Source organism: Streptomyces sp. NPDC004610, assembly GCF_040609715.1.
In the GTDB taxonomy this organism is placed as follows: domain Bacteria; phylum Actinomycetota; class Actinomycetes; order Streptomycetales; family Streptomycetaceae; genus Streptomyces.
This window is the reverse complement of the sequence record NZ_JBEXLA010000009.1, coordinates 123262-145658: the sequence shown is the minus strand read 5'-3', so window position 1 is coordinate 145658 and position 22397 is coordinate 123262. Positions and strand designations below refer to the sequence as shown.

The window sequence follows — 22397 nt, the reverse complement described above, 5'->3', positions numbered from 1 at the left end:
GACAGGACTTCGCCATGCCTGACGACAGCCGCGACCAGAACGAGCAGCTCATCTCGGGTGGGCACCTCGTCGCCAAGGCCCTCAAGGCGGAGGGTGTGGAGGTCATCTACACCCTGTGCGGCGGGCACATCATCGACATCTACGACGGCTGCGTCGACGAAGGCATCGAGGTCGTCGACGTCCGCCACGAGCAGGTCGCCGCCCATGCCGCGGACGGCTACGCCCGGATCACCGGCAAGCCCGGCTGTGCCGTGGTCACCGCGGGGCCCGGCACCACCGACGCCGTCACCGGTGTCGCCAATGCCTTCCGCGCCGAGTCCCCCATGCTGCTCATCGGCGGCCAGGGTGCGCTCACCCAGCACAAGATGGGGTCCCTCCAGGACCTCCCTCACGTCGACATGATGAACCCGATCACCAAGTTCGCGGCGACCGTGCCGGACACGGCCCGCGCGGCGGACATGGTGTCGATGGCGTTTCGGGAGTGCTTCCACGGCGCCCCCGGACCCTCCTTCCTGGAGATCCCGCGCGATGTACTGGACGCCAAGGTCCCGGCCGAGAAGGCGCGTGTACCGAAGGCCGGTGCCTACCGGGCCTCGACCCGCTCGGCCGGTGACCCCGAGGCCATCGAGAAGCTCGCCGACCTGCTGGTGCACGCCGAGAAGCCGGCCATCCTGCTCGGCAGCCAGGTCTGGACCACCCGCGGCACCGAGTCAGCCATCGAACTCGTCCGCGGGCTGAACATCCCCGCCTATATGAACGGCGCCGGTCGCGGCACCCTGCCGCCCGGCGACCCGCACCACTTCCAGCTCTCCCGCCGCTACGCCTTCTCGAACGCCGATGTCATCGTGATCGTCGGCACCCCCTTCGACTTCCGGATGGGCTACGGCAAGCGGCTCTCCGCCGACGCCACCGTCGTCCAGATCGACCTGGACTACCGCACCGTCGGCAAGAACCGTGACATCGACCTAGGCATCGTCGGCGACGCCGGACTGGTGCTGAAGTCCGTCACCGAGGCCGCCACCGGGCGACTCAACGGCGGTGCCTCCAGGCGCAAGGAGTGGCTGGACGAACTGCGCGCCGCCGAGCAGACCGCCCTGGAGAAGCGGCTGCCCAGCCTGAGGTCCGACGCCTCGCCCATCCACCCCTACCGGCTGGTCAGCGAGATCAACGACTTCCTCACCGAGGACTCCATCTACATCGGCGACGGCGGCGACATCGTCACCTTCTCCGGCCAGGTCGTCCAGCCGAAGTCCCCGGGCCACTGGATGGACCCCGGCCCGCTCGGCACCCTCGGTGTCGGTGTCCCGTTCGTCCTCGCGGCCAAGCAGGCCCGGCCCGACAAGGAGGTCGTCGCGCTCTTCGGCGACGGCGCCTTCTCCCTGACCGGCTGGGACTTCGAGACCCTCGTCCGCTACAACCTCCCCTTCGTCGGGATCGTCGGCAACAACTCCTCCATGAACCAGATCCGCTACGGCCAGGCCGCCAAGTACGGCAAGGAGCGCGAGCGGGTCGGCAACACCCTCGGCGACGTCCACTACGACAAGTTCGCCCAGCTGCTCGGCGGTCACGGCGAGGAGGTCCGCGACCCGGCCGACATCGGCCCGGCGCTGCGCCGCGCCCGCGAGTCCGGCAAGCCGTCGCTCATCAACGTCTGGGTCGACCCGGACGCGTACGCCCCCGGAACCATGAACCAGACCATGTACAAGTGAGGTGATCCGGTGACCGCCAAGGCACTCGAAGGCATCCGCGTCCTGGACATGACCCATGTCCAGTCCGGGCCCTCCGCGACCCAGTTGCTCGCCTGGCTGGGCGCGGACGTGGTCAAACTGGAGGCCCCGTCCGGTGACATCACGCGCAAGCAGCTGCGTGATCTGCCCGATGTGGACTCGCTCTACTTCACGATGCTGAACAGCAACAAGCGCAGCATCACCCTCAACACCAAGACCGAACGCGGCAAGGAGATCCTCACCGAGCTGATCCGGCGCTCCGATGTCATGGTCGAGAACTTCGGACCGGGCGCGGTCGACCGCATGGGCTTCACCTGGGACCGCATCCAGGAGATCAATCCCCGTATCGTCTATGCCTCCATCAAGGGTTTCGGCGACGGGCCGTACACCAACTTCAAGGCGTACGAGGTCGTCGCCCAGGCCATGGGCGGGTCGATGTCGACCACCGGGTTCGAGGACGGGCCGCCGCTGGCGACGGGAGCCCAGATCGGTGACTCGGGCACCGGTGTGCACGCCGTGGCGGGCATCCTCGCGGCGCTCTACCAGCGGGAGCACACCGGGCGCGGGCAGCGGGTGAACGTGGCCATGCAGCACGCGGTGCTCAACCTCTGCCGGGTGAAGCTGCGCGACCAGCAGCGCCTGGCCCATGGTCCTCTCGCTGAATATCCGAACGAGGACTTCGGCGACGAGGTTCCCCGATCCGGAAACGCGTCCGGCGGCGGCCAGCCCGGCTGGGCCGTCAAGTGCGCGCCGGGCGGCCCCAACGACTATGTGTATGTGATCGTCCAGCCGGTCGGCTGGGCGCCCATCACCGAGCTGATCGGCCGTCCCGAGCTGGCCGAGGACCCCGAGTGGGCGACCCCTCAGGCCCGGCTGCCCAAGCTCGGCAAGATGTTCCAGCTGATCGAGGAGTGGTCCGCGACGCTTCCCAAGTGGGAGGTGCTGGAGAGGCTCAACGCGCACAACGTCCCGTGCGGGCCGATCCTGTCCACCCGGGAGATCATCGAGGACGCCTCGCTGGCCACCAACGAGATGGTCGTGAGGGTCCCGCACCCCCAGCGCGGCGAGTACATCACCGTCGGCAGCCCGCTGAAGCTGTCCGACTCCCCCGTCGACGTGGTCGGTTCACCGCTGCTGGGCGAGCACAACGAGGCGGTCTATGTCGGCGAACTGGGCCTCGGTGACGAGGAACTGCGCCTGCTCAAGTCGAACGGAGTGATCTGACGTGATGGCGGAAGACCGGGTGCTGAGGGTGCGTACGCTCCTCGACGCGGTGCGGGCCGAGGGGCGGACCGCGCTGACGGCACCCGAGGGCAAGGTCATCGCCGACGCCTATGCGATCGCCGTACCGGGCGAGGAACTGGCGACGGACGTCGACGAGGCCGTGGCGTACGCGGCGCGGTTCGGCGGACCTGTCGTCCTGAAGATCGTCTCCCCGGACATCCTCCACAAGACCGACGCCGACGGGGTCGTCGTCGGGGTGGAGGGCGCGGCCGAGGTGAGGGCCGCGTTCCACCGGATCGTGGACAACGCGCGCGCGTACGACGCCGGTGCCCGGATCGAGGGCGTCCAGGTGCAGGAACTGCTGCCCAAGGGACAGGAGGTGATCGTCGGCGCGGTCACCGACCCGACGTTCGGCAAGGTGGTGGCGTTCGGCCTGGGCGGGGTCCTCGTGGAGGTCCTCAAGGACATCACCTTCCGGCTGGCGCCGGTCACCGGTGACGAGGCGCTGTCGATGCTGGACTCGATCCGGGCGGCCGAGATCCTGCGCGGGGTGCGCGGCGCGCCGGCCGTGGACCGGTGGGCGGTCGCCGAGCAGATCCGCCGGGTCTCCGAGCTGGTGACGGACTTCCCGGAGATCGCCGAGGTCGACCTCAACCCGGTGATCGCCACGCCGGACGGCGCCCTGGCGGCCGACATCCGGGTGATCCTCTCCGACGCTCCCGTCAAGCAGCGGAGGCAGTACACGCGCGCGGAGATCCTCACCTCGATGCGGCGCCTGATGCAGCCGTCCTCGGTGGCGGTCATCGGCGCGTCGAACGAGCAGGGCAAGATCGGCAACTCGGTCATGCGCAATCTGGTCGACGGCGGTTTCGCGGGCGAGATCCACCCGGTGAACCCCAGGTCCGATGACATCCTCGGCCGTAAGGCGTACAAGAGTGTCACGGACGTTCCCGGTGAGGTGGATGTGGCCGTGTTCGCCATTCCCGCCAGGTTCGTGGCGGCGGCGCTGGAGGAGGTCGGCCGCAAGAGGATCCCCAACGCGGTGCTGATCCCCTCCGGGTTCGCCGAGACCGGTGAGCAGGAGCTCCAGGACGAGATCGTGGCCATCGCCGAACGGCACGGCGTCCGGCTGCTGGGCCCGAACATCTACGGCTACTACTCGACCTGGCAGGACCTGTGCGCCACGTTCTGCACGCCCTACGACGTCAAGGGCGGGGTCGCGCTGACCTCGCAGTCGGGCGGCATCGGGATGGCCATCCTGGGCTTCGCCCGCACCACCAGGACCGGCGTGTCGGCCATCGTGGGATTGGGCAACAAGTCGGACCTGGACGAGGACGACCTGCTGACCTGGTTCGGTGAGGACCCGCACACCGAGTGCATCGCGATGCACCTGGAGGACCTCAAGGACGGCCGCGCCTTTGTGCGGGCCGCCCGGGAGACGGTGCCCAAGAAGCCGGTCGTCGTCCTCAAGGCGGGCCGTACGGCGGCGGGCGCCAAGGCGGCCGGTTCGCACACCGGGGCCCTGGCGGGCGACGACGCGGTGTACGACGACATCCTGCGGCAGGCGGGCGTCATCCGGGCCTCGGGCCTGAACGACATGCTGGAGTACGCGCGCGCGTTGCCGGTGCTCCCGGCCCCCCAGGGCGACAACATCGTGATCATCACCGGGGCGGGCGGCAGCGGTGTGCTGCTCTCCGACGCGGTGACCGACAACGGTCTTTCGCTGATGGAGATACCGGACGACCTGGACGCCGCCTTCCGCGCCTTCATCCCGCCCTTCGGGGCCGCGGGCAACCCGGTGGACATCACCGGGGGCGAGCCGCCGTCGACATACGAGGCGACGATCCGGCTCGGGCTGGAGGACCCCCGTATCCATGCGCTGGTCCTCGGCTACTGGCACACCATCGTCACGCCTCCCATGGTCTTCGCCGAGCTGACCGCGCGCGTGGTGGCCGAGTTCCGGGAGCGGGGCATAGAGAAGCCCGTGGTGGCCTCGCTGGCCGGTGATGTCGAGGTCGAGGAGGCGTGTCAGTACCTCTTCGAGCGGGGTGTCGTGGCGTATCCCTACACCACGGAGGAGCCCGTGGCCGTGCTGGGCGCCAAGTACCGCTGGGCGCGCGCGGCGGGCCTGTTGGGGGGCGGTTCATGAGCTGAGGGAGCGGGGGCCGGGCGGCGCGGTGCGCGTCGCCCGGCCCCGGAGCCCGAGCGCGCACGCGAGTGCACACGAAAGGCATGGACAGGGGGCGCTGGCCAGAACTTTCGACGCAAGGGGTGCAAGGAATCATGACGACCACCGACGTTCCACAGGTGGCCTCGTACCGCGAGGTGACCGACAAGAACGGACGCGTCTATCGCGTCGGCGAGTCCGACATCGATGTGATGGGACGCAAGCGCAAGTGGATGGTCATCCTGCCGTGGATCGGCATGATGGGCATCTCCTCCGCCGAGTACGCGTTCGCGTCCGCGGAGGACACGCTGCATATCGCGCACAGCTGGAACAGCATGCACATCTTCTGGATGATGACCGTCTGGATCTTCTTCCAGGCGGCCGTGGCCTTCCCGGCGGGAAAGCTGCGGGAGAGCGGCAAACTACCGGCCCGCTGGGCGATGATGCTCGGCGCGGCGGGCACCTTGGCGGGTTATGTGTCACTGGCCTACGCGCCGCATGTCATCGTCGCCTATATCGGCTTCGGTATGTTCAGCGGTATGGGCGCGGGCATGGTGTACGCCACCTGCGTCAATATGGTCGGCAAGTGGTATCCGGAGCGCAAGGGCGGCAAGACCGGCTTCGTCAACGGCGGTTTCGCCTATGGCTCGGTGCCCTTCGTGTTCCTTTTCACCGGCTATATGGACATCACCAACTTCCGCTGGGTGCTGGTCGCGGTGGGGGTGTTCCTCGCCGGTGTCGTGGCGTTCGCCGGATTCTTCTTCCGGGACCCGCCGAAGAACTGGTGGCCGGCCGATATCGACCCGCTGAACCCGCCGAAGGATCCGCGCGCGGCCCGTTCGCTGCGGATGAATCCCCCGGCGGTCCACCAGTACACGCCCAAGGAGGCTTGGCAGACCGGCCGGGTGGCCCTGATGTGGTTCTGTCTGGCCTGCACGTCCGGGGTGAACATCTTCGGTATCGCCTTCCAGGTGGACATCGGCGAGGAGGCCGGATTCGCGGGCGGCATCGTGGCCACGGCCATGTCGCTGAAGGCCATCGTCAACGGCACCGGCCGCGGGGTCATCGGCTGGCTCTCCGATCTGTACGGCCGTAAGCGCTGCCTGCTGGTGGTCTGTGTGATCCTGGGGCTTTCCCAGTACGGCATTCTCTGGGCGGCGGAGCTCCAGAACCTCCCGTTGTTCCTGGTCTTCTCCTCGATCTCCGGATTCGGCGGCGGTGCCATCTTCCCGATGTTCGCCGCGCTCACCGCGGACTACTTCGGTGAGAACAACAACGCGTCCAACTACGGCATGGTCTACAGCGCCAAACTGGTCTCCGGTCTCGGCGCGGGGATGGGTGCCGTGGTGGTCGGCGCCTGGGGTCACTCCGGGGCGTTCATCCTGGCCGGTTCCATCTCGCTGTTCGCCGGCTGCATGGCCCTGTTCCTCTCGCCACCGGGACGCGACAAGGACAAGCGCATCACCCCCAATCCCCAACCGCTCGGCGAGGAAACCGCGTGACCTGACGGCGGATCCGTACGCGGCACAGAACAGCATGTCGTCCGACGCCGCACACCGTCCCCATCGCGAAGTGTCCGACGCGCGCGGCCGGCTCCACCGCCTCGGTGCGACCGGCCGCCGACGTCGCTCTCCCCCTTCCCCGCCACCGGCCGGAAGTTCGGTTGCGCGCTCGACAGGAGCCCCCGGCGGTACGGCGGTGCACACCGATGCGGGCGAGCCGCACCGGGATGCCGCCGTTCTCCGGGGCCGTAGGCCGTCCCGGTCTTCGTGGTCGTCGTCCTGGGCCCGGCCCCCCGTGCGGGGTCGTCCGGGCCGGGCGGCGGCTCGGGTTCCCCGGCCGTGGCCCGCGTGGCTGCTAAGGCGCCTGCCCGCCGGTCGGTGGTCTGCCGATGGTCGCCTCGGCCATCGGACTGGTGCCGCGTCAGCCGGGGCGCGGCGCGACCGGTGGCCGGGGCGCGCCGACCGGACCGCGTCCACGGCCTGCGGGGGGCTGCCGCCGCACGGAGGAGGCCCTCCCCGGTCACCGGGGAGGGCCTCTTCAGCCGTGCGCGGGGTGTGCGGTCAGCACTTCTCGCGCAGCGAGTGCAGATGCTCGCTGGAGCGGCGGGCGAAGCGGAGGGAGTCGCCCGGGTTGTCGTGCTCGGCCTGCCAGTGGTGGTAGTGGCGCTGGCCGCGCAGCCGGGTGACCGCCGAGATGAACTTCTGGTAGTCGATGTCGCCGTCGCCGACATCGGTCATGTTGTAGCCGTAGGCGGTCGACGGGTCGTACTCGCCGTCCTTGACGTGGAACAGGGGGTAGCGGTCGGGCTGCTTGAGGACGTAGCGCACCGGGTCGAAGGGCGCCGGGGTGCCGTCGGGGCGCTTGGAGAAGCGGTGCTGGCCGACGAACGCCCAGTAGATGTCCATCTCCAGGTAGACGAGGTCGGGGTCGGTCTCGGCGAGCAGCACGTCGTAGAGCCGGACCTTGGGGTTGTCGGTGGCGAAGGAGAACTCCTCGGAGTGGTTGTGCTGGTAGAACTTCATGCCCCGCTTGCGGGCGGCGGCGCCGTAGGTGTTGAAGTCCGCGGCGGCGCGCTTCCAGGCGTCGACGGTGGAGCCGTAGCGGAACGGGCCCGAGGCGGTGCCGATGTGCTTGAGGCCGAGGGCCTGGGCGTCGTCCAGGACCTTGGTGAGGTTCTGCGCGAAGGTGTAGGCGTTGGGGTCGCTGGAGTAGTAGCCGACGTGGCTGCCTATGGGGTTGAGGCCGTGGTTCTTGGCCAGCCGCTTCAGCTGGGCGAGGGTGATCGGGCCGGCCGCGCCCTGGCTGTACCCGGCCAGCTCGATCTCGTCGTAGCCGTAGCGCTCCAGCTCGGCGAAGACGGGGGCGAAGCCGAGGGTGGAGATCTTGTCGCGGAGGCTGTAGAGCTGGATGCCGAGGCGCCCGGGGGGCAGCACGGGACGGCCCCGGCCACCGCGGTCGGCGGAGGCGGCCTGCGCCGGGGCGGCGGCTCCCACCAGGGCGGCGGCGGAGGCACCGGCGGCCACGCCGAGCATGCCTCTTCTGCTGAGGCGGTGGGACAGTTCGGGGTCGTGCGCCTTGCTGGTGCGGGACGTGCGGCTCATGGGAACTCCTTGTGATCGCGAAGCGTTGTCAGTGGTGAGTGCTTCACTGATGACCAGTGAGAACTACGAGTGAGAACTACTGATGGGCAGTGAGTGCTCACCGCTGGGTGGAAGTCGGATCGCCGGGTCCGACGGGCCGGCCGAGGCCGGCGAGATGGAGCAGGAGTGACTTGACATCGGTGGCCGCTACGCGGTCGCCGACAGCGCGGGGGGTGGAGCAGATGATGAGCGGACCGTCGTCGTCGCTCAGGGGCAGGCGGCCATGGCTGCCGCGAATAGGTGAGGGATCCAGAGGCACGACCGCCATGCGGTAGCGCATGCCGAGCTTCTTGCGGGCCAGCGCGGTCGCCGCCTTGACCTTCACATAGGGGTCGAGGGGATCCAGGAACAGCTCGACCGGGTCGTAGCCGGGTTTGCGGTGGATCTCTACGAGCTGCGCGAAGTCGGGCGCGCGGTCGTCGTCGAGCCAGTAGTAGTACGTGAACCAGGCGTCGGGTTCCGCGACGGCCACGAGTTCTCCGGCGCGCGGATGGTCCAGTCCCTGGGTCTTCTTGCCCTCGTCGTCCAGGAGTTGCTCGATGCCGGGCAGGCCGTCGAGGGCGGCGCGGGTGGCGTCGAGGTCCTCGGGGCGGCGGACATAGACATGGGCGATCTGGTGGTCGGCGACCGCGAAGGCGCGGGAGGCCATCGGGTCCAGGTACTCCATGCCGTCCTGGGTGTGCACTTCCAGCAGTCCGGCGCGGCGCAGGGCGCGGTTGATGTCGACGGGCCGGCTCACCGGGGTGATGCCGTACTCGGACAGGGCGACGACGGTGCGGCCCTCGGCGCGGGCGTCGTCCAGCAGCGGGGCCATGGCCGCGTCGAGGTCGGCGGCGGCCCGGAGGGAGCGCGGGTCGTCGGGGCCGTAGCGCTGGAGGTCGTAGTCGAGGTGCGGGAGGTAGCACAGGGTGAGATCGGGGTGGCGGGTGCGCATGATGTGGCGGGTGGCGTCGATGATCCACTGGCTGGAGACCAGATCGGCGCCGGGGCCCCAGAAGTGGAAGAGGGGGAAGGTGCCCAGTTTCTCGGTGAGTTCGTCGTGCAGGGCGGGCGGCCGGGTGTAGCAGTCGGGTTCTTTGCGGCCGTCGGCGTAGTAGACGGGACGGGGGGTGACGGTGATGTCGGTGTCGGCGCCCATGGCGTACCACCAGCAGATATTGGCGACGGTGTAGCCGGGGTGGGCGCGGCGGGCGGCGTCCCAGAGTTTGTCGCCGGTGACCAGGCCGTTGTGCTGGCGCCAGAGCAGGACGTCGCCGAGTTCGCGGAAGTACCAGCCGTTGCCGACGATGCCGTGGTCGGAGGGCGGGGTGCCGGTGAGGAAGGTGGACTGGGCGGCGCAGGTGACGGCGGGCAGGACGGTGCCGAGCGGGGCGCGGGAGCCGGACCGGCCGAGGGCTTTGAGGTGGGGCATGTGGTCGAGCAGCTTGGGGGTGAGACCGACGACATCGAGGACCAGGAGGGGGGTGGGGCCGCTGTCCGCGGAGGTGGCCGGGGGTTCCGGGGGCGGGGTCACGGCAGCTCCTTGAGTCCGAGGTCGGTCAGCAGATCGCGGGCGAGGGTGAGTTCGGCGGCGATGCCGTCGGCGAGCTGGTTGCGGGCGCGGGGCCGCAGCTCGGGCGGGAGGGCCTGCCAGGTGTAGGTCTCGACCTCCAGATGGCGGGTGAGCGGGACGGGGCCGCCGACCAGCCGGGTCAGGGTGGTGCGCAGCACGGGGAGGGTGGAGGTGAGGGGCGCGGCGGGGGCCGCGTGCAGGGGGACATGGAAGTGGGAGCGCCAGGGGGCGGCGTCGGGGAGGTGGTCGCCGCTCAGGGCCTCGCCGAGGTCGTCGGTGCCGAGCAGACCGGCGGCGATGGGGGTCCCCCCGCTCGAACGCAGTTGAGAGGAGGGGGAGGTGCGGGTCTGGTGGAGGAAGCGGGGTTCGTCGAAGGCGGCGAGGGCCTCGCGGACCTCGGGGAGATGGGGCTGCTCGGCGTGCAGGGCGGCCGACAGCTGGGTTTTGACGACGGGGACGCCATGGGCGGTGAGGGCGTCCAGGGCGGTGTGCGGATCTTCGAAGGAGGTGGCGAGATGGCAGGTGTCGACACAGATGCCGATGCGGGGGTGGCCGATGGCGGTGAGCGGGGCGAGGGCGTCGGCGGTGGTCTCGATGACACAGCCGGGTTCCGGTTCCAGGCCGATGCGCAGGGAGCGGCCGGTGAGTTCTTCGAGGGCGTCGAGGCGTTCGGCGAGGGTGAGCAGGGCGGTGCGGGCCGTGTCGAGGCGCTCGGGGTCGGCGGCGGTGCGCCAGGCGAGGGGGAGGGTGGAGATGCTGCCCTCGGTGACATCGTCGGGGAGCAGTCCGGCGAGCAGCCGGGCGAGGGCGGTGGTGTGCTCCAGCCGCTCGGGGTCGGCCCAGTCGGGCTTGTAGACACGGTACTTGACCTCTTCGGCGCCGAAGCCCTCGTAGGGGAAGCCGTTGAGGGTGACGACCTCCAGGCCGCGCTGGTCGAGTTCGGTGCGCAGGGTGCGCAGCGCGGAGGGGTCGGAGACCAGGGTGCCGGCGGCGTCCTTGGCGAGCCAGAGGCCGATGCCGAGGCGGTCGCGGCCGAGGCGGCGGCGGACGGGTTCGCAGTGGTCGCGGAGCTGGGCGAGGACCCCCTCGAAGGTCTCGGCCGGGTGCACATTGGTGCAGTAGGCGAGATGGACGGTGGAGCCGTCGGGGTGGCGGAAGCGCATCGCTCACTCCCCGCCGCGCAGGATGGAGTTGCCCTCATGGGTGGCGTCGGTCTCGCTGACATCGAGGGTGAGCCGCCCGCTCAGCCCGTAGAAGGCGACCGGGTTGCGCCACAGCACCCGGTCGACGTCGTCGTCGGAGAAGCCCTCGGCCAGCATCAGATCGGCGACCTTGCGGGTCTTCAGGGGGTCGCTGCGGCCCCAGTCGGCGGCGGAGTTGACGAGCACCTGCCCGGGGCCGTACTCGCGCAGTACGGCGACCATCCGGGCCTCGTCCATCTTGGTGTCGGGATAGACGGAGAAGCCGAGCCAGCAGCCGCTGTCCTTGGCCTCCTTCACGGTGGTCTCGTTGAGATGGTCGATCAGGACGCGGTCCAGGGGCAGCGCGGACTCGCGGACCACGTCGATGGTGCGGCGCAGCCCGGCCAGCTTGTCGCGGTGCGGGGTGTGCACCAGGGCGGGCAGACCGTGGTCGGCGGCGAGCTGGAGCTGGGTCGACAGGGCGGTGTCCTCGGCGGGCGTCATGGAGTCGTAGCCGATCTCGCCGACGGCGACGACCTGGTCCTTGACGAGATAGCGGGGCAGTTCGTCCAGGACGGGCAGGCAGCGCGGGTCGTTGGCCTCCTTGGGGTTGAGGGCGATGGTGCAGTGGTGGGCGATGCCGTACTGGGCGGCGCGGAAGGGTTCCCAGCCGAGGAGGGAGTCGAAGTAGTCGAGGAAGCTGGCGGGCGAGGTGCGGGGCTGGCCGAGCCAGAAGGCGGGTTCGACGACCGCGCGGACGCCCGCGGCGTACATGGCCTCGTAGTCGTCGGTGGTCCTGGAGGTCATATGGATGTGGGGATCGAAGATGCGCATCAGGACTCCTTGCCGTGGGGGGCGGCCGTGCCGCTCTCCTGGCCGGTCGGGGGGCCGGTCGGGGGGCCCGTCATGGTCAGGGCCAGCACGCGGTGCAGGTCCCCGGGGACATCGCGGCCGGCGGCGGTGCGTTCGGCGGCGTAGTCGGCGAGCATCCGGGCCAGTTCGTCGTCCCCGGCGGCACGCCGGGCGAGATCGGTGACATCGGCGACGGGCACACCGGTGAACAGGCATTTCAGCACCGCGTGGCGCCAGGCGTGGGGGGTGAGATGGGTGGCGCCGTAGGGGCCGAGGGCGGCGGCGACCAGGGTGGTGTCGTTGGTGCGCAGGGCGTCCTCGACCAGCGGGAGGGCTTCCGGGCCCGGTACGAGATGGGTGAGGGCGTGCAGGACGGCGCGGCGTTCGGCGGCGGTGCCCTGGGAGTAGACCCGGTCGAGGGCGGCGGCGTCGGCGCGGGCGGCGTGCAGGATCAGCACGCGGGCGGCGTCGGCGTGGTCGGGGCCGCAGCGGCGGCCGGCCTCGGCGAGGCGCAGTTCCCACACGGAGATCGGGCCATGGGTGCCGGGGTTCTCGGCGGCCTCCTCCAGTGCGCGGTCCAGCCAGGTGGCGGCGGACTCGTCGAGCCGGGTGGTGAGACGGGTGCGCAGATCGCCCAGGGGGGTGCCGGTGGGCCGGGGGTCCAGGCTGCTGCGATGGTTCATCTGGGGCTCCCTTGTGGGGATGGCGCGGCATGGCGGAGGAACGGGAGAGAGAGTTCCGCGTAGTGCGGGCCGGCGTGGGAGTGGCGGGGCAGTTCCACGACGGTCAGTCCCCGGTAGCCGGTGGCGGCGAGGGCGGTGAGCACCTCGGGGAAGTCGATCTCGCCCTCGCCGAACGGGAGGTGCTCATGGACACCGCGGCACATGTCCTCGATCTGGACATGGCGCAGCCAGGGTCCGGCGGCACGGACGCAGTCGGCGGGCGGGAGCGGTTCCAGGCACTGGCAGTGGCCGATGTCCAGGGTGAGGCCGAGATGCTCGGGGTCGCCGAGTGCGCGGCGCAGCCGGTGGAAGTCGGCGAGGGTGGCGAGGAGGTGACCCGGTTCGGGTTCGACGGCGAGGGGGATGCCGGCGGTGGCGGCGGCGTCCAGGACGGGGGTGAGGGTGTCGGCGAGACGGGCCCAGGCGGTGTCCGGGTCGGTGCCGGGCGGGAGGGTGCCGCTGAAGCAGTGCACGGCGTGGGCGCCGAGGTCGGCGGCGATGGTCACCGCGCGCAGCAGCAGATCCACCCGGCGGGCGCGGTCCTCGGGGTCCGGGTCGAGCAGCGAGGGGCCGTGCTTGCGGCGGGGGTCGAGGACATAGCGGGCACCGGTCTCGACGGTGACCTCCAGGCCCAGTTTGTCCAGGAGTTCGGCCGTCCTGCGGGTACGGGCGGCGATGTCCGGGGCGAAGGGGTCGAGGTGCATGTGGTCGAGGGTGAGACCGAGACCGTCGTAGCCGAGGTCGGCGAGGAGATGGAGGGCGTCGTCCAGCCGGAGATCGGCGAGGCCGTTGGTGCCGTAGCCGAAGCGGAGGGGGTGGGGGTCGAGGTGGGGGTGAGGGTGCGGGTCGAGGTGGGGGTGGGAGTTGGGTGAGTCGGGTGCGGTGGCGTGACCTGGCGTTTCCGGTGTGGTGGCCTGGCCTGGCGTTTCCGGTGTGGTGGCCTGGCGCGGCGTTGCCGGTGCGGCGGCCCGGTGCGGCGTTGCTGGTGCGGTGGCCCGTCCCGGCGTTCCCGGTGCGGTGGCCAGGTGCGGCGTTCCGGGTGCGGCGGACGCCCACTCGGCCCCCTGTGCACCCGGCGTCCGCTGCTGCGAGGGGGCGCCCTGCGGCTCGGGGGTCATGTGACGCTCACCTTCTTCGCGAAGCGGGCCGCGAGGGGGCCCAGGGCGGCGATAGCCAGCGCGGTGACGGGGGCGCCGGAGCGGGCTGACAGGGCGGCCTGGAGCGGGATCGTGGCGCGGATGCCACCGCCGACGGCACGTTGGGTGAGCGGGGGTGAGGGGTTGAGGGCGGCGTGGAGGTAGGGGCGGGCCGCGGTGGAGGCGTAGAGGAGGGCGAGGGCGGTACGCAGGGTGGTGCCGGGCGGGACGGGGGTGGACGAGGGGCGGGTGAGGAGGCCCGGGAGGCCGGACGCCGAGAGGGCGCGGGTCGTGGTGCCGGGGAGGCTGGACGCGGAGGAGGTAGGCGGGTTGGTGCCTGGGAGGCCGGATACGGAGGAGGTGGGCGAGTTGGTGCCAGGCAGGCCGGACACGGAGAGGGCGCGGGTCGTGATGTCGGCGAGGCCGGACGCGGAGGAGGTGCGGGTCCTGGTGCCAGGGAGGCCGACCGCGGAAAGGGCACGGAGGGTGATGCCGGCGAGGCCGGGCAGGGGAGGTGCCGGTGAGGGCCGGTCGCTGGTGCCCGGGAGGGACGGCGCGGACGGTGGACGGGGCGTGGTGCCCGGCAGGCCCCGGGTGGCTGCATCGCCGGGACCTGCCGGGGGTCGGGTGGTGAGGTGGGACAGCAGTGCGGTGGTCGCGAGGGCGGCGAGCGGGACGAGGGGGGCGCCGCCCTGGGTCTCGTTGCGGGAGACGGTGGTGACGGCGAGGGTGTGGGTGCCCAGCAGGGCGGCGGACGGGAGGGCGGCCCGGGTGTGCCCGGCGGTGGCCGCCGCGCCGAGCAGCAGGTCCAGGGCGCGGGCGCCTGCCATGGCGACGGGACCGGCCGGGGTGTGCTTGAGACCGAGGTCGTAGGCCCAGACGGTGGCCGCGAGCGGGGCGGCGACGGTGAGGGCGGGGCGTCCGGCGCGGGCGGCGAGGGCGAGACCGGCCACGGTCAGGGCACCGGCCGCGGCGAGGGCCTCGACGGGACGGATGCGGCCGGAGGGGAGGGGGCGGTGGGGGCGTTCGGCGGCGTCCTCGTCGCGGTCGGCCCAGTCGTTGAGGGCCATGCCGGCCTCGTAGAGGCAGACGGAGGACCCGATGGCGAGGAGCGTGCGGGAGGTGGGGCGGACGCCGGTCGCGGCGACCCCGGCGAGGGCGTCGCCAGGGACGGTGAACAGGGCGGGCAGCCGGAGGAGTTCGGCCCAGGCGCGGAGGCGGGCCGGGGGCGGCAGGGGACGCGGTTCCCCGTCGTCCGGGGTACCTCGGTCATGGGCACCCCGGTCAAGGGTGGTCCGGTCCGGGGTTCCCCCGTCGGACGGGGTGTCTGGCCCGGAGCCCAGTTCGTCGGCGTCGAGGTCGTCGTCCTCGCCCCAGCCGCCGTCGGCCGAGGAGCGGCGGCGCAGCCCGAGGATCACGCCGCCGAGGGATACGGCACGGGAGGGCACCGACGGCGTCCGGGATGCCGTCCCCGGCTCACCGGGCGTACCGGGCGCACCGGGCACGCTCGGCGACCCCGCCGGGCCCGGGGCGCCGGAGCGCGCGGCACCCGAACCCGAAGGACCCCCGTCCACAGCCCCGGAGGAGCCCGAGAAGCCCGAAACACCCGAAACACCCGAAACTGAACGATCCGACCCTGAAGCCGAACGACGCGAGACCGAAGCGCCCCGACCCGAGTCCGAAGCGCCCCGCCCCGACCCCGAAGCACCCCGCCCCGGCAAGGAAGCACCCCAGCCCGAGACCGAAGCGCCCCAACCCGAGCGCGAGGAAGCCCAACCCGAGCCCCCCGAGCCGTCGGCCCCCGCTCCACCCCCCTTCCCGGCCCCCAGCCGCGCAGCGATCACCACGCCCACCGGCAGCAGCACGGCGATCCCGGTGGTCAGCGTCCGCAGCCTCATGACAGCTCCCCGCCCTCGGTGGTCGGAGGCGTCACCTCGGTGTCCGGCCCCGCAACCCCGCGGTCAGCTCCCCCCGCCCCGCGGTCCGCTCTCCCCACCCCGCGGTCAGCGCCCCCCACCTCACGGTCAGCGCCCCCCACCCCTCTCAGCCTCTCCGCCAGCCCCATCAGCTCCCGGTACTGGTCGCCCAGCGCCGCCGGGCCGTGGCCGACCGGGTCCTTGAAGTAGAAGCCCAGTTCGGAGAGGGGGCCGGTGACGCCCGCCTCGTGGGCGCGAGCCGTCAGCCGGGCCAGGTCCAGCACCAGCGGAGCGGCCAGCGCGGAGTCGCAGCCCTGCCAGATGGTCTGCATGATCATGCGGGTGCCGAGGAATCCGTCGAAGGCGATGTGGTCCCAGGCGGTCTTCCAGTCGCCGAGGGCGGGGACGTCGTCGATGTGGACCTCGCCCTCGGGGGCGGCGCCCAGCGTGTCGGCGAGGACGCGTTCCTTGCCGGCGTTCTTGGCCGCGGCGGCGGCCGGGTCGGCGAGGGCGGCGCCGTCACCCCCGCCGAGCAGATTCGCCCCGGACCAGGCACGGACGTGCAGCGCCCGCTGGGCGAACATCGGGCCGAGGACGGAGCGCAGCAGGGTCTGCCCGGTCTTGCCGTCGCGGCCGGCGTGGGGCAGTCCGCGGGCGAGGGCCTCGCGGGCGGCGACGGGGTGGTGCAGTCCCTCGGAGGGGGTGAAGTTGATGTAGGGGCAGCCCGCGCGCAGGGCGGCGAGGGCGTACAGGGTGGAGGGCGGGAGGGTGCCGCCGGTGGACGCCGGTTCGGTGGAGGCCACATTGACGACGACCGCCCGTGCCAGGCCGTGGCGGTGGACGAAGTCGCGGATGTCCGCGGTGAAGGCGGCGATCAGCTCGGCCTCGGTGCGGGTGTCGCCGGGGGTGGGGCCGCCGGGGCGGATCTCGCGGTCCGCGGCGGTCAGTTCGGTGGTGACGGCCGCGGCCAGGCCGGGGGGCAGGACGCCGCCCGCCGTGAGGGCCTCGGCGCGTTTGGGCAGGGGGCAGTCGACGGTGTCATGGCCGCCGAAGACCAGATCGGACAGTGCGGGCAGACCGCTGTCGGTGAACGCGGGTGTCTCGGTCACCATGCCGGTGGGCGGGTGCAGTCCCGCGGTGACCGCGGCGCACCCCGTGACGACGGTGGTGGCGACGGAGCCACGGGCTCCGATCAGCCACACCCCGACACGCGGTCGGGAGAGGGACGCGGACATGGGCAGCCTCCTTGTCGTGCGCGAATCCCAAAGGGCCCAGAGGACCCGGAGCTCCAGTAGACCCAACGACCCGGAGGATCCGGGAGGGTGCGGGGGTCCGGGAGGGTCCGGGAGGACCCGGAACGACCCGGAGGGACGGTCCCGGAAGCCCGGGGACCACCCCGGAGGGATCGGCCCCGGAACCCCCGGAACCACCCCGAAGGAACCGGCCCCGGAACCCCCCGGAACCATCCCGAGGGGACCGCCCCGGAACCCCGGGAACCACCCCGAGGGATCGGCCCAAGGTCCCGAAGCACCCCGGAGGAACCCCGCGGGACCGGTCCCGGAGCGCCCCCGAGAGCGACGGACCGTTCCCGGATTACCCCCTGAGGGCACCGTTCCCGGACCGCCCCGGAGGGCACCGTTCCCGGACCGCCCCGAAGGGCACCGTTCCCGGACCGCCCCGAAGGGCACCCCTGCCGGACCCCCGGAAGGGGGACGGCGGGCGGGGGTCCGGCGTCCCCCGCCCGCCGCCGTATCGGTTACCCGGTGACGGGCAGTTCCTTCAGCTGGATGTTGCGGAAGGAGACCTGGTCATTGGCGCCATGGTTCTGGAGGCCGATGTAGCCGTCCGCCAGGCTCCGCTGGGGGTCCTTGTTGGTGAAGTCGTTGATCTTGACTCCGTTGAGGAACACCTGGAGGCGTTCGCCCTGGACCTTGATCTCGTAGGAGTTCCACTGGCCGGGGGGCCGCAGGACCTGGTCACGGGCCTTGATGTTGGCCGACTTGAAGGAGTAGACCGAGCCGGTGGTGCGGTCGGGCGCGTCCGTCGCGTCGATCTGGATCTCATAGCCCTTGTTGACGGCGGACCAGGGGTCGTCGGAGGCCGGGAAGCCCACGAAGATCCCGGAGTTGTCGTCGCCCCGCATCTTCCAGTCCAGCTTGAGCGAGTACGACTTCAGCTCCTTGGCCTGGTACCAGAGCAGACCCATGCCGCCCTCGGACACCAGGGTGCCGTTGCTGACGTTGAACTTGCCGGGGCCGGCCTGCTTCCAGCCGTCCAGGGTCTGGCCGTTGAAGATCTTCCGGTAGTCCTTGTTCGGCTTGCAGTCGGCCTTGACCTGGCCGGTGGCGTACTGCATGCCGCCGAGCAGATGGGCCCGGAAGGCTTCCTCGGTGTAGGACTCCTTGGTGTGGCCGCCACCGGTGTAGAAGGACCGGCCGCCGCCGTAGGACTGGCACCAGGCGATCGGGTGGTCGCCCTTCATGTTGCCGCCTGAGTAGGTGGTCTCGTCCAGGGTGGCGAGGACCTTGGCCTGCTCACGCGGGTTGGTGCGGTAGTTGTACCACTCGTCGGTGCGCTCCCAGGTCTCGCCGAGGTGCGCGGTGGACGGGTGGTCGTGGTCCTCGACGCGGACGGTGGCCTTCTGGATCTGCGGGTGGGAGTCGAAGTAGGCGCCGACGAGGCCGCCGTAGAACTCCCAGCTGTACTCGGTGTCGGCGGCGGCGTGGATGCCGATGTAGCCGCCGCCGTTCTTGACGTAGTTCTCGAACGCGGTCTGCTGGGCCGCGTTCAGCACGTCGCCGGTGGTGGAGAGGAAGGCGACGGCGTCGTACTTGGCGAGGTTGGCCGTGGTGAACTGGCCGGCCTCCTCGGTGGCGGTGACGGAGATGCCGGCCGGGCCGCCCAGCTCCTTCAGGGCCGCGACACCGGCGGGGATGGAGTCGTGCCGGAAGCCCGCGGTCTTGGAGAAGACCAGGACCTTCTTGCCGCCCTTGAACGGCTCCTTGGAGAACTCGAAGTCGTCGACGTCGTAGAGCGCGCCGGGGCCGCCCTTGAAGACGAGGAAGATCTCGGAGGTGTTCTTGGGGAGCGAGCGCAGGGGGACGTCGACGTCCTGGAAGGTGTCCCAGCTACCGGTCGGCGGGATGTACGCCGAGCCGTGCAGGGGGCCCTCGGGGGAGCCGGTGCGCAGCTCGATGAAGCCGCCGGCGCCGCCGGAGGAGGCCCTCACGGTGAGCTTCTTCTGCCCGTCGAACTTGTAGGGCGTGAAGGAGATCCAGTCGCCGTCGTCGATGTCACCGACGGTCTTGCCGCCGTTGGCGGTGGCCTTGTCGTAGGTGCGGATGCCGGACTGGCTGGTGAAGTGCTCGGCCTGGCGGTGCAGCGGCTGGAGGACGGTCCGGGCGGTGCCGGTGAGGGTCTCCTGGCCGTTGGCGCCGCCGTCGGTGTAGCTGGCGCCGACGACACCGTAGATGTTGGCGTTGGGGTCGTGGCCGCCGTCACCGGGCGGCGGGTTGAGGGTGCCGGTGCAGCCCTGCTCGCTGGTCAGCTCGTGGGCGTGGGAGTCGTGGCCGAGGCTGTAGGAGACCTTGACCTTGGAGCAGTCGATGTTCTCCTCGGGGTCGGTGACGGTCACCTTGAACGGGACCGGCTTGCCGAACTCGGCCAGGGTGCCGTTGCCCGGGATGTCGATCTTCACCTTGGGTTCGGTGTTGCCGACGACGATCCGGACGCTGGCGTTGCCGGTGTTGCCCTCGGGGTCGGTGGCGGTGAAGGTCGCGGTGTAGGTGCCGACCTTCTTGTACCGGTGGGTGGGGTTGAGGCCCTCGCCCTTGGTGCCGTCGCCGAAGTCCCAGCTGTAGGTCAGCTCGGGTGAGTCGGCGTCGGTGGCGGAGCCGGTGAAGGCGACCTTGAGGCCGGCGGCGCCGGAGGTCTTGTCGGCCTTGACCTCGGCGAGCGGGGAGAACCCGTCCTGGGCGTACTCGATGCGGTAGAGCGCGGAGTGCTCGTCGCCCTGGAACCAGGAGACACCGTAGTCGAGGACGTAGAGGGCGCCGTCGGGCCCGAAGTCCATGTCCATGATCTGGGTGCCGGTCCACGGGAAGCTGTTGATGGAGGCGACGGAGCCGTCCGTGTTCTGCTCGATCCGCTTGATCCAGCGGCGGCCGAACTCACCGGCGAAGAAGTCGCCGTCGTAGGCCTCGGGGAACTTGACGCTGGACTGGAGGTTCGGGTCGTAGCGGTAGACCGGGCCCGCCATCGGGGACTCGGAGCCGCTGCCGAACTCGGGCAGGGACCCGCCGTCGTACGGGATCCAGGCGGCCTGCGCGGGCGGCAGGTCGACCAGGCCGGTGTTGTGCGGCGAGGTGTTCTTGAGGTTGGCGCAGTCGAACTTGGCGCCGGAGGTGCCGTTGCCGAAGTCGTAGTCGACGTACGGCTCGTTGTTGCCGACGCAGAACGGCCAGCCGAAGTTCGCGGCCTTGGTGACCTTGGCGAACTCGACCATGCCGGCCGGGCCCCGGTTCGGGTTGGCGGCGCCCGCGTCGGGGCCGTAGTCGCCGACGTAGACGATGCCGGTCTGCTCGTCGACGCTCATCCGGAACGGGTTGCGGAAGCCCATCGCGTAGATCTCGGGACGGGTCTTGTCCGTGCCGGGGGCGAAGAGGTTGCCGTCGGGGACGGTGTACGAGCCGTCGTCGGCGACCTTGATGCGCAGGATCTTGCCGCGCAGGTCGTTGGTGTTGCCGGAGCTGCGGCGGGCGTCGAAGGCCGGGTTGCGGTTGTCGCGCTGGTCGATCGGCGTGTAGCCGTCGGAGGCGAAGGGGTTGGTGTCGTCGCCGGTCGAGAGGTAGAGGTTGCCGTCCGCGTCGAAGTCGATGTCGCCGCCGACGTGGCAGCAGATGCCGCGGGAGGCCGCGACGTCCAGGACCTTCTTCTCGCTGGCCAGGTCCAGGGTGCCGTTGGCGTTCAGCACGAAGCGGGAGAGGCGGTTGACGCCGTCGAACTTGGCGAAGTCGGCGGCGGTGCCGGTCTCCGGGGCGTCGCCCGCGGGGGTGTTCAGCGGCGGGGCGTAGTAGAGGTAGATCGCCCGGTTGGTGGTGAAGTTAGGGTCGATACCGACGCCCTGGAGGCCCTCCTCGTCATGGGTGTAGACGGGGATCTTGCCGGCCACCTTGGTGACGCCGGACTGGTCGGTCAGGCGCAGGGTGCCGTCCCGCGAGGTGTGCAGGACGCTGCGGTCCGGGAGGACGGCCAGGGACATCGGCTCGCCCATCTCGGGCTCGCCCTTGGCGAGCGGCACCTGCTGGAACTGCTCCTCGGCGACGGCCGGTTCCTCGTGCTCCGGGTGCCCGGGGTGGGCTCCGGCCACGGTCGCCGGGGTGCCCACGGCCAGCAGCAGGCCGGTGAACAGGGCGACGGCGGTGCGCAGTCGGGGGCGCCTGAGGAGGCGGTCGGTTCTCAGTCTGGTTCTGTGCACGAATTCCCTCCGGGAACGGGGGTGGGCCGTACGGGGTGGGTGCGCGGGGGGTGCGTTGGCGTGGGCGGTGCGGGCGCCGGGGTACGCCGTTACCCCGGAGGTCTGTGTGTCCTGAGCACGGTCCTGAACACTTCAGGGACGGTATCCGCCTCTGTGCGGGCCGAACAGCCCTTGCGTCAGGATCGGTCCAACTTTTTCCCATCACAGGACAAAGCGGGATTCGGGCAGGTCGGAGAGGGGACCGGCGGTGGGGCCGGTCCCCGTTCCCGACCTTCGGTCAGGCGGGCTCGGTCAGCTGTTGAACGCCGCGTCGAAGGACGCGCTGGGCGGGTCGAAGTCGAACGCCTTGAGGCGGGTGAGCGCCTCGGGGGCGCCCTGGAGCCGGTCCATACCGGCGTCCTCCCACTCCACCGAGATCGGGCCCTGGTAGTCGATCGAGCGGAGCATCCGGAACACGTCCTCCCAGGGCACATCACCGTGACCGGCGGAGACGAAGTCCCAGCCGCGGCGCGGATCGCCCCAGGGCAGATGGGAGCCGAGCCGCCCGTTGCGCCCGTCGAGGCGCTTGCGGGCCTCCTTGCAGTCGACGTGGTAGATCCGGTCGCGGAAGTCCCACAGGAACCCGACGGGGTCGAGGTCCTGCCAGACGAAGTGCGAGGGGTCGAAGTTCAGGCCGAAGGCGGGGCGGTGGTCCACCGCCGCCAGGGCCCGCTGGGTGGTCCAGTAGTCGTAGGCGATCTCGCTGGGGTGCACCTCGTGGGCGAAGCGCACGCCCTCGGCGTCGAAGACGTCCAGGATCGGGTTCCAGCGGTCGGCGAAGTCCTGGTAGCCCCGTTCGATCATGGACTCGGGGGCGGGCGGGAACATCGCGACCAGATGCCAGATCGCCGAGCCGGTGAAGCCTATGACGGTGTCCACGCCGAGGGCCGCCGCGGCGCGCGCGGTGTCGGCGATCTCGGCGGCGGCCCGCTGCCGGACGCCCTCCGCGTCGCCGTCGCCCCAGATCCGCGCCGGGAGGATGCCCTGATGGCGTTCGTCGATGATGGCGTCGCAGACGGCCTGCCCGACCAGATGGTTGGAGATGGCCAGGCATTTCAGGCCGTACCTGGCCAGCAGCTCATGACGGCCCTTGACATAGCCGGGGTCGGCGAGGGCCTTGTCGACCTCGAAATGGTCGCCCCAGCAGGCGAGTTCCAGTCCGTCGTAACCGAAGTCACGGGCGAGCCGGCAGACCTCCTCAAGGGGGAGGTCGGCCCACTGGCCGGTGAAGAGGGTGAAGGTACGCGGCATCTGACGTGGCC

Annotated in this window: 14 protein-coding genes; 4 read left to right on the top strand and 10 right to left on the bottom strand. The window is 71.1% G+C overall.

All coding sequences use genetic code 11. The features are described from left to right. Positions 1–14: 14 nt before the first annotated feature. The 4 genes from ABZX40_RS12395 to ABZX40_RS12380 all read left to right on the top strand — a co-directional run bounded on the left by ABZX40_RS12395 (position 15) and on the right by ABZX40_RS12380 (position 6620). On the top strand, positions 15–1709 hold the full coding sequence (locus tag ABZX40_RS12395) for a thiamine pyrophosphate-binding protein (RefSeq protein ID WP_355732299.1): 1695 nt from the start codon (positions 15–17) through the stop codon (positions 1707–1709). Between the two features lie 9 nt (positions 1710–1718). Next, positions 1719–2951 carry a formyl-CoA transferase gene (gene frc / locus ABZX40_RS12390; RefSeq protein ID WP_355732301.1) on the top strand — a complete coding sequence of 411 codons (1233 nt, stop codon included), beginning with the start codon at positions 1719–1721 and terminating at the stop codon, positions 2949–2951. A gap of 4 nt (positions 2952–2955) precedes the next feature. After that, positions 2956–5100, top strand: a complete 2145-nt coding sequence (locus tag ABZX40_RS12385) for an acetate--CoA ligase family protein (protein ID WP_355732703.1) — start codon at positions 2956–2958, stop codon at positions 5098–5100. A 134-nt stretch (positions 5101–5234) separates the two neighbouring features. Then, a complete protein-coding gene (locus tag ABZX40_RS12380) occupies positions 5235–6620 on the top strand; it encodes an OFA family MFS transporter (RefSeq protein WP_355732302.1) in 1386 nt (461 codons plus the stop codon). A gap of 561 nt (positions 6621–7181) precedes the next feature. Here ABZX40_RS12380 and ABZX40_RS12375 read toward each other — a convergent pair. The 10 genes from ABZX40_RS12375 to ABZX40_RS12330 form a co-directional block, all read right to left on the bottom strand. After that, positions 7182–8222: a sugar phosphate isomerase/epimerase gene (locus tag ABZX40_RS12375; protein WP_355732304.1), complete on the bottom strand. Its 1041-nt coding sequence runs from the start codon at positions 8220–8222 to the stop codon at positions 7182–7184. Positions 8223–8319: 97 nt separating this feature from the next. Then, positions 8320–9774, bottom strand: a complete 1455-nt coding sequence (locus ABZX40_RS12370; RefSeq protein WP_355732305.1) for a nucleotide pyrophosphatase/phosphodiesterase family protein — start codon at positions 9772–9774, stop codon at positions 8320–8322. Next, positions 9771–10976 (bottom strand): metabolite traffic protein EboE, encoded by a 1206-nt coding sequence (gene eboE / locus ABZX40_RS12365; RefSeq protein WP_355732307.1) that lies wholly within the window; start codon positions 10974–10976, stop codon positions 9771–9773. Before eboE ends, ABZX40_RS12370 begins: the two co-directional genes overlap by 4 nt. A 3-nt stretch (positions 10977–10979) precedes the next feature. Next, positions 10980–11828: a TatD family hydrolase gene (locus ABZX40_RS12360; RefSeq protein WP_355732308.1), complete on the bottom strand. Its 849-nt coding sequence runs from the start codon at positions 11826–11828 to the stop codon at positions 10980–10982. Further along, entirely contained in the window at positions 11828–12529 is a 702-nt protein-coding gene (locus ABZX40_RS12355) for an EboA domain-containing protein (RefSeq protein WP_355732310.1), read from the bottom strand. The genes ABZX40_RS12360 and ABZX40_RS12355 overlap by 1 nt, the downstream gene beginning before the upstream one ends. After that, complete coding sequence (locus ABZX40_RS12350) at positions 12526–13686, bottom strand: TIM barrel protein (RefSeq protein WP_355732311.1); 1161 nt, start codon at positions 13684–13686, stop codon at positions 12526–12528. The genes ABZX40_RS12355 and ABZX40_RS12350 overlap by 4 nt, the downstream gene beginning before the upstream one ends. Further along, a complete protein-coding gene (locus ABZX40_RS12345; protein ID WP_355732313.1) occupies positions 13683–15152 on the bottom strand; it encodes an SCO3242 family prenyltransferase in 1470 nt (489 codons plus the stop codon). The genes ABZX40_RS12350 and ABZX40_RS12345 overlap by 4 nt, the downstream gene beginning before the upstream one ends. Positions 15153–15598: 446 nt before the next feature. Further along, positions 15599–16855 (bottom strand): inositol-3-phosphate synthase, encoded by a 1257-nt coding sequence (locus tag ABZX40_RS12340; protein ID WP_355732315.1) that lies wholly within the window; start codon positions 16853–16855, stop codon positions 15599–15601. A 521-nt stretch (positions 16856–17376) separates the two neighbouring features. Then, entirely contained in the window at positions 17377–21096 is a 3720-nt protein-coding gene (locus ABZX40_RS12335; RefSeq protein WP_355732316.1) for a ThuA domain-containing protein, read from the bottom strand. A 291-nt stretch (positions 21097–21387) separates the two neighbouring features. Then, a complete protein-coding gene (locus tag ABZX40_RS12330) occupies positions 21388–22386 on the bottom strand; it encodes a sugar phosphate isomerase/epimerase family protein (protein ID WP_355732318.1) in 999 nt (332 codons plus the stop codon). Positions 22387–22397: the final 11 nt, after the last annotated feature.

Bases quoted from the DNA above. Each gene is read 5' to 3' on its own strand.
- ABZX40_RS12350 (WP_355732311.1), bottom strand. From the start codon at position 13,686: ATGACCCCCGAGCCGCAGGGCGCCCCCTCGCAGCAGCGGACGCCGGGT.
- ABZX40_RS12355 (WP_355732310.1), bottom strand. From the start codon at position 12,529: ATGAACCATCGCAGCAGCCTGGACCCCCGGCCCACCGGCACCCCCCTG.
- ABZX40_RS12395 (WP_355732299.1), top strand. From the start codon at position 15: ATGCCTGACGACAGCCGCGACCAGAACGAGCAGCTCATCTCGGGTGGG.
- ABZX40_RS12360 (WP_355732308.1), bottom strand. From the start codon at position 11,828: ATGCGCATCTTCGATCCCCACATCCATATGACCTCCAGGACCACCGAC.
- ABZX40_RS12375 (WP_355732304.1), bottom strand. From the start codon at position 8,222: ATGAGCCGCACGTCCCGCACCAGCAAGGCGCACGACCCCGAACTGTCC.
- ABZX40_RS12340 (WP_355732315.1), bottom strand. From the start codon at position 16,855: ATGTCCGCGTCCCTCTCCCGACCGCGTGTCGGGGTGTGGCTGATCGGA.
- ABZX40_RS12330 (WP_355732318.1), bottom strand. From the start codon at position 22,386: ATGCCGCGTACCTTCACCCTCTTCACCGGCCAGTGGGCCGACCTCCCC.
- eboE (WP_355732307.1), bottom strand. From the start codon at position 10,976: ATGCGCTTCCGCCACCCCGACGGCTCCACCGTCCATCTCGCCTACTGC.
- ABZX40_RS12380 (WP_355732302.1), top strand. From the start codon at position 5,235: ATGACGACCACCGACGTTCCACAGGTGGCCTCGTACCGCGAGGTGACC.
- ABZX40_RS12385 (WP_355732703.1), top strand. From the start codon at position 2,956: ATGGCGGAAGACCGGGTGCTGAGGGTGCGTACGCTCCTCGACGCGGTG.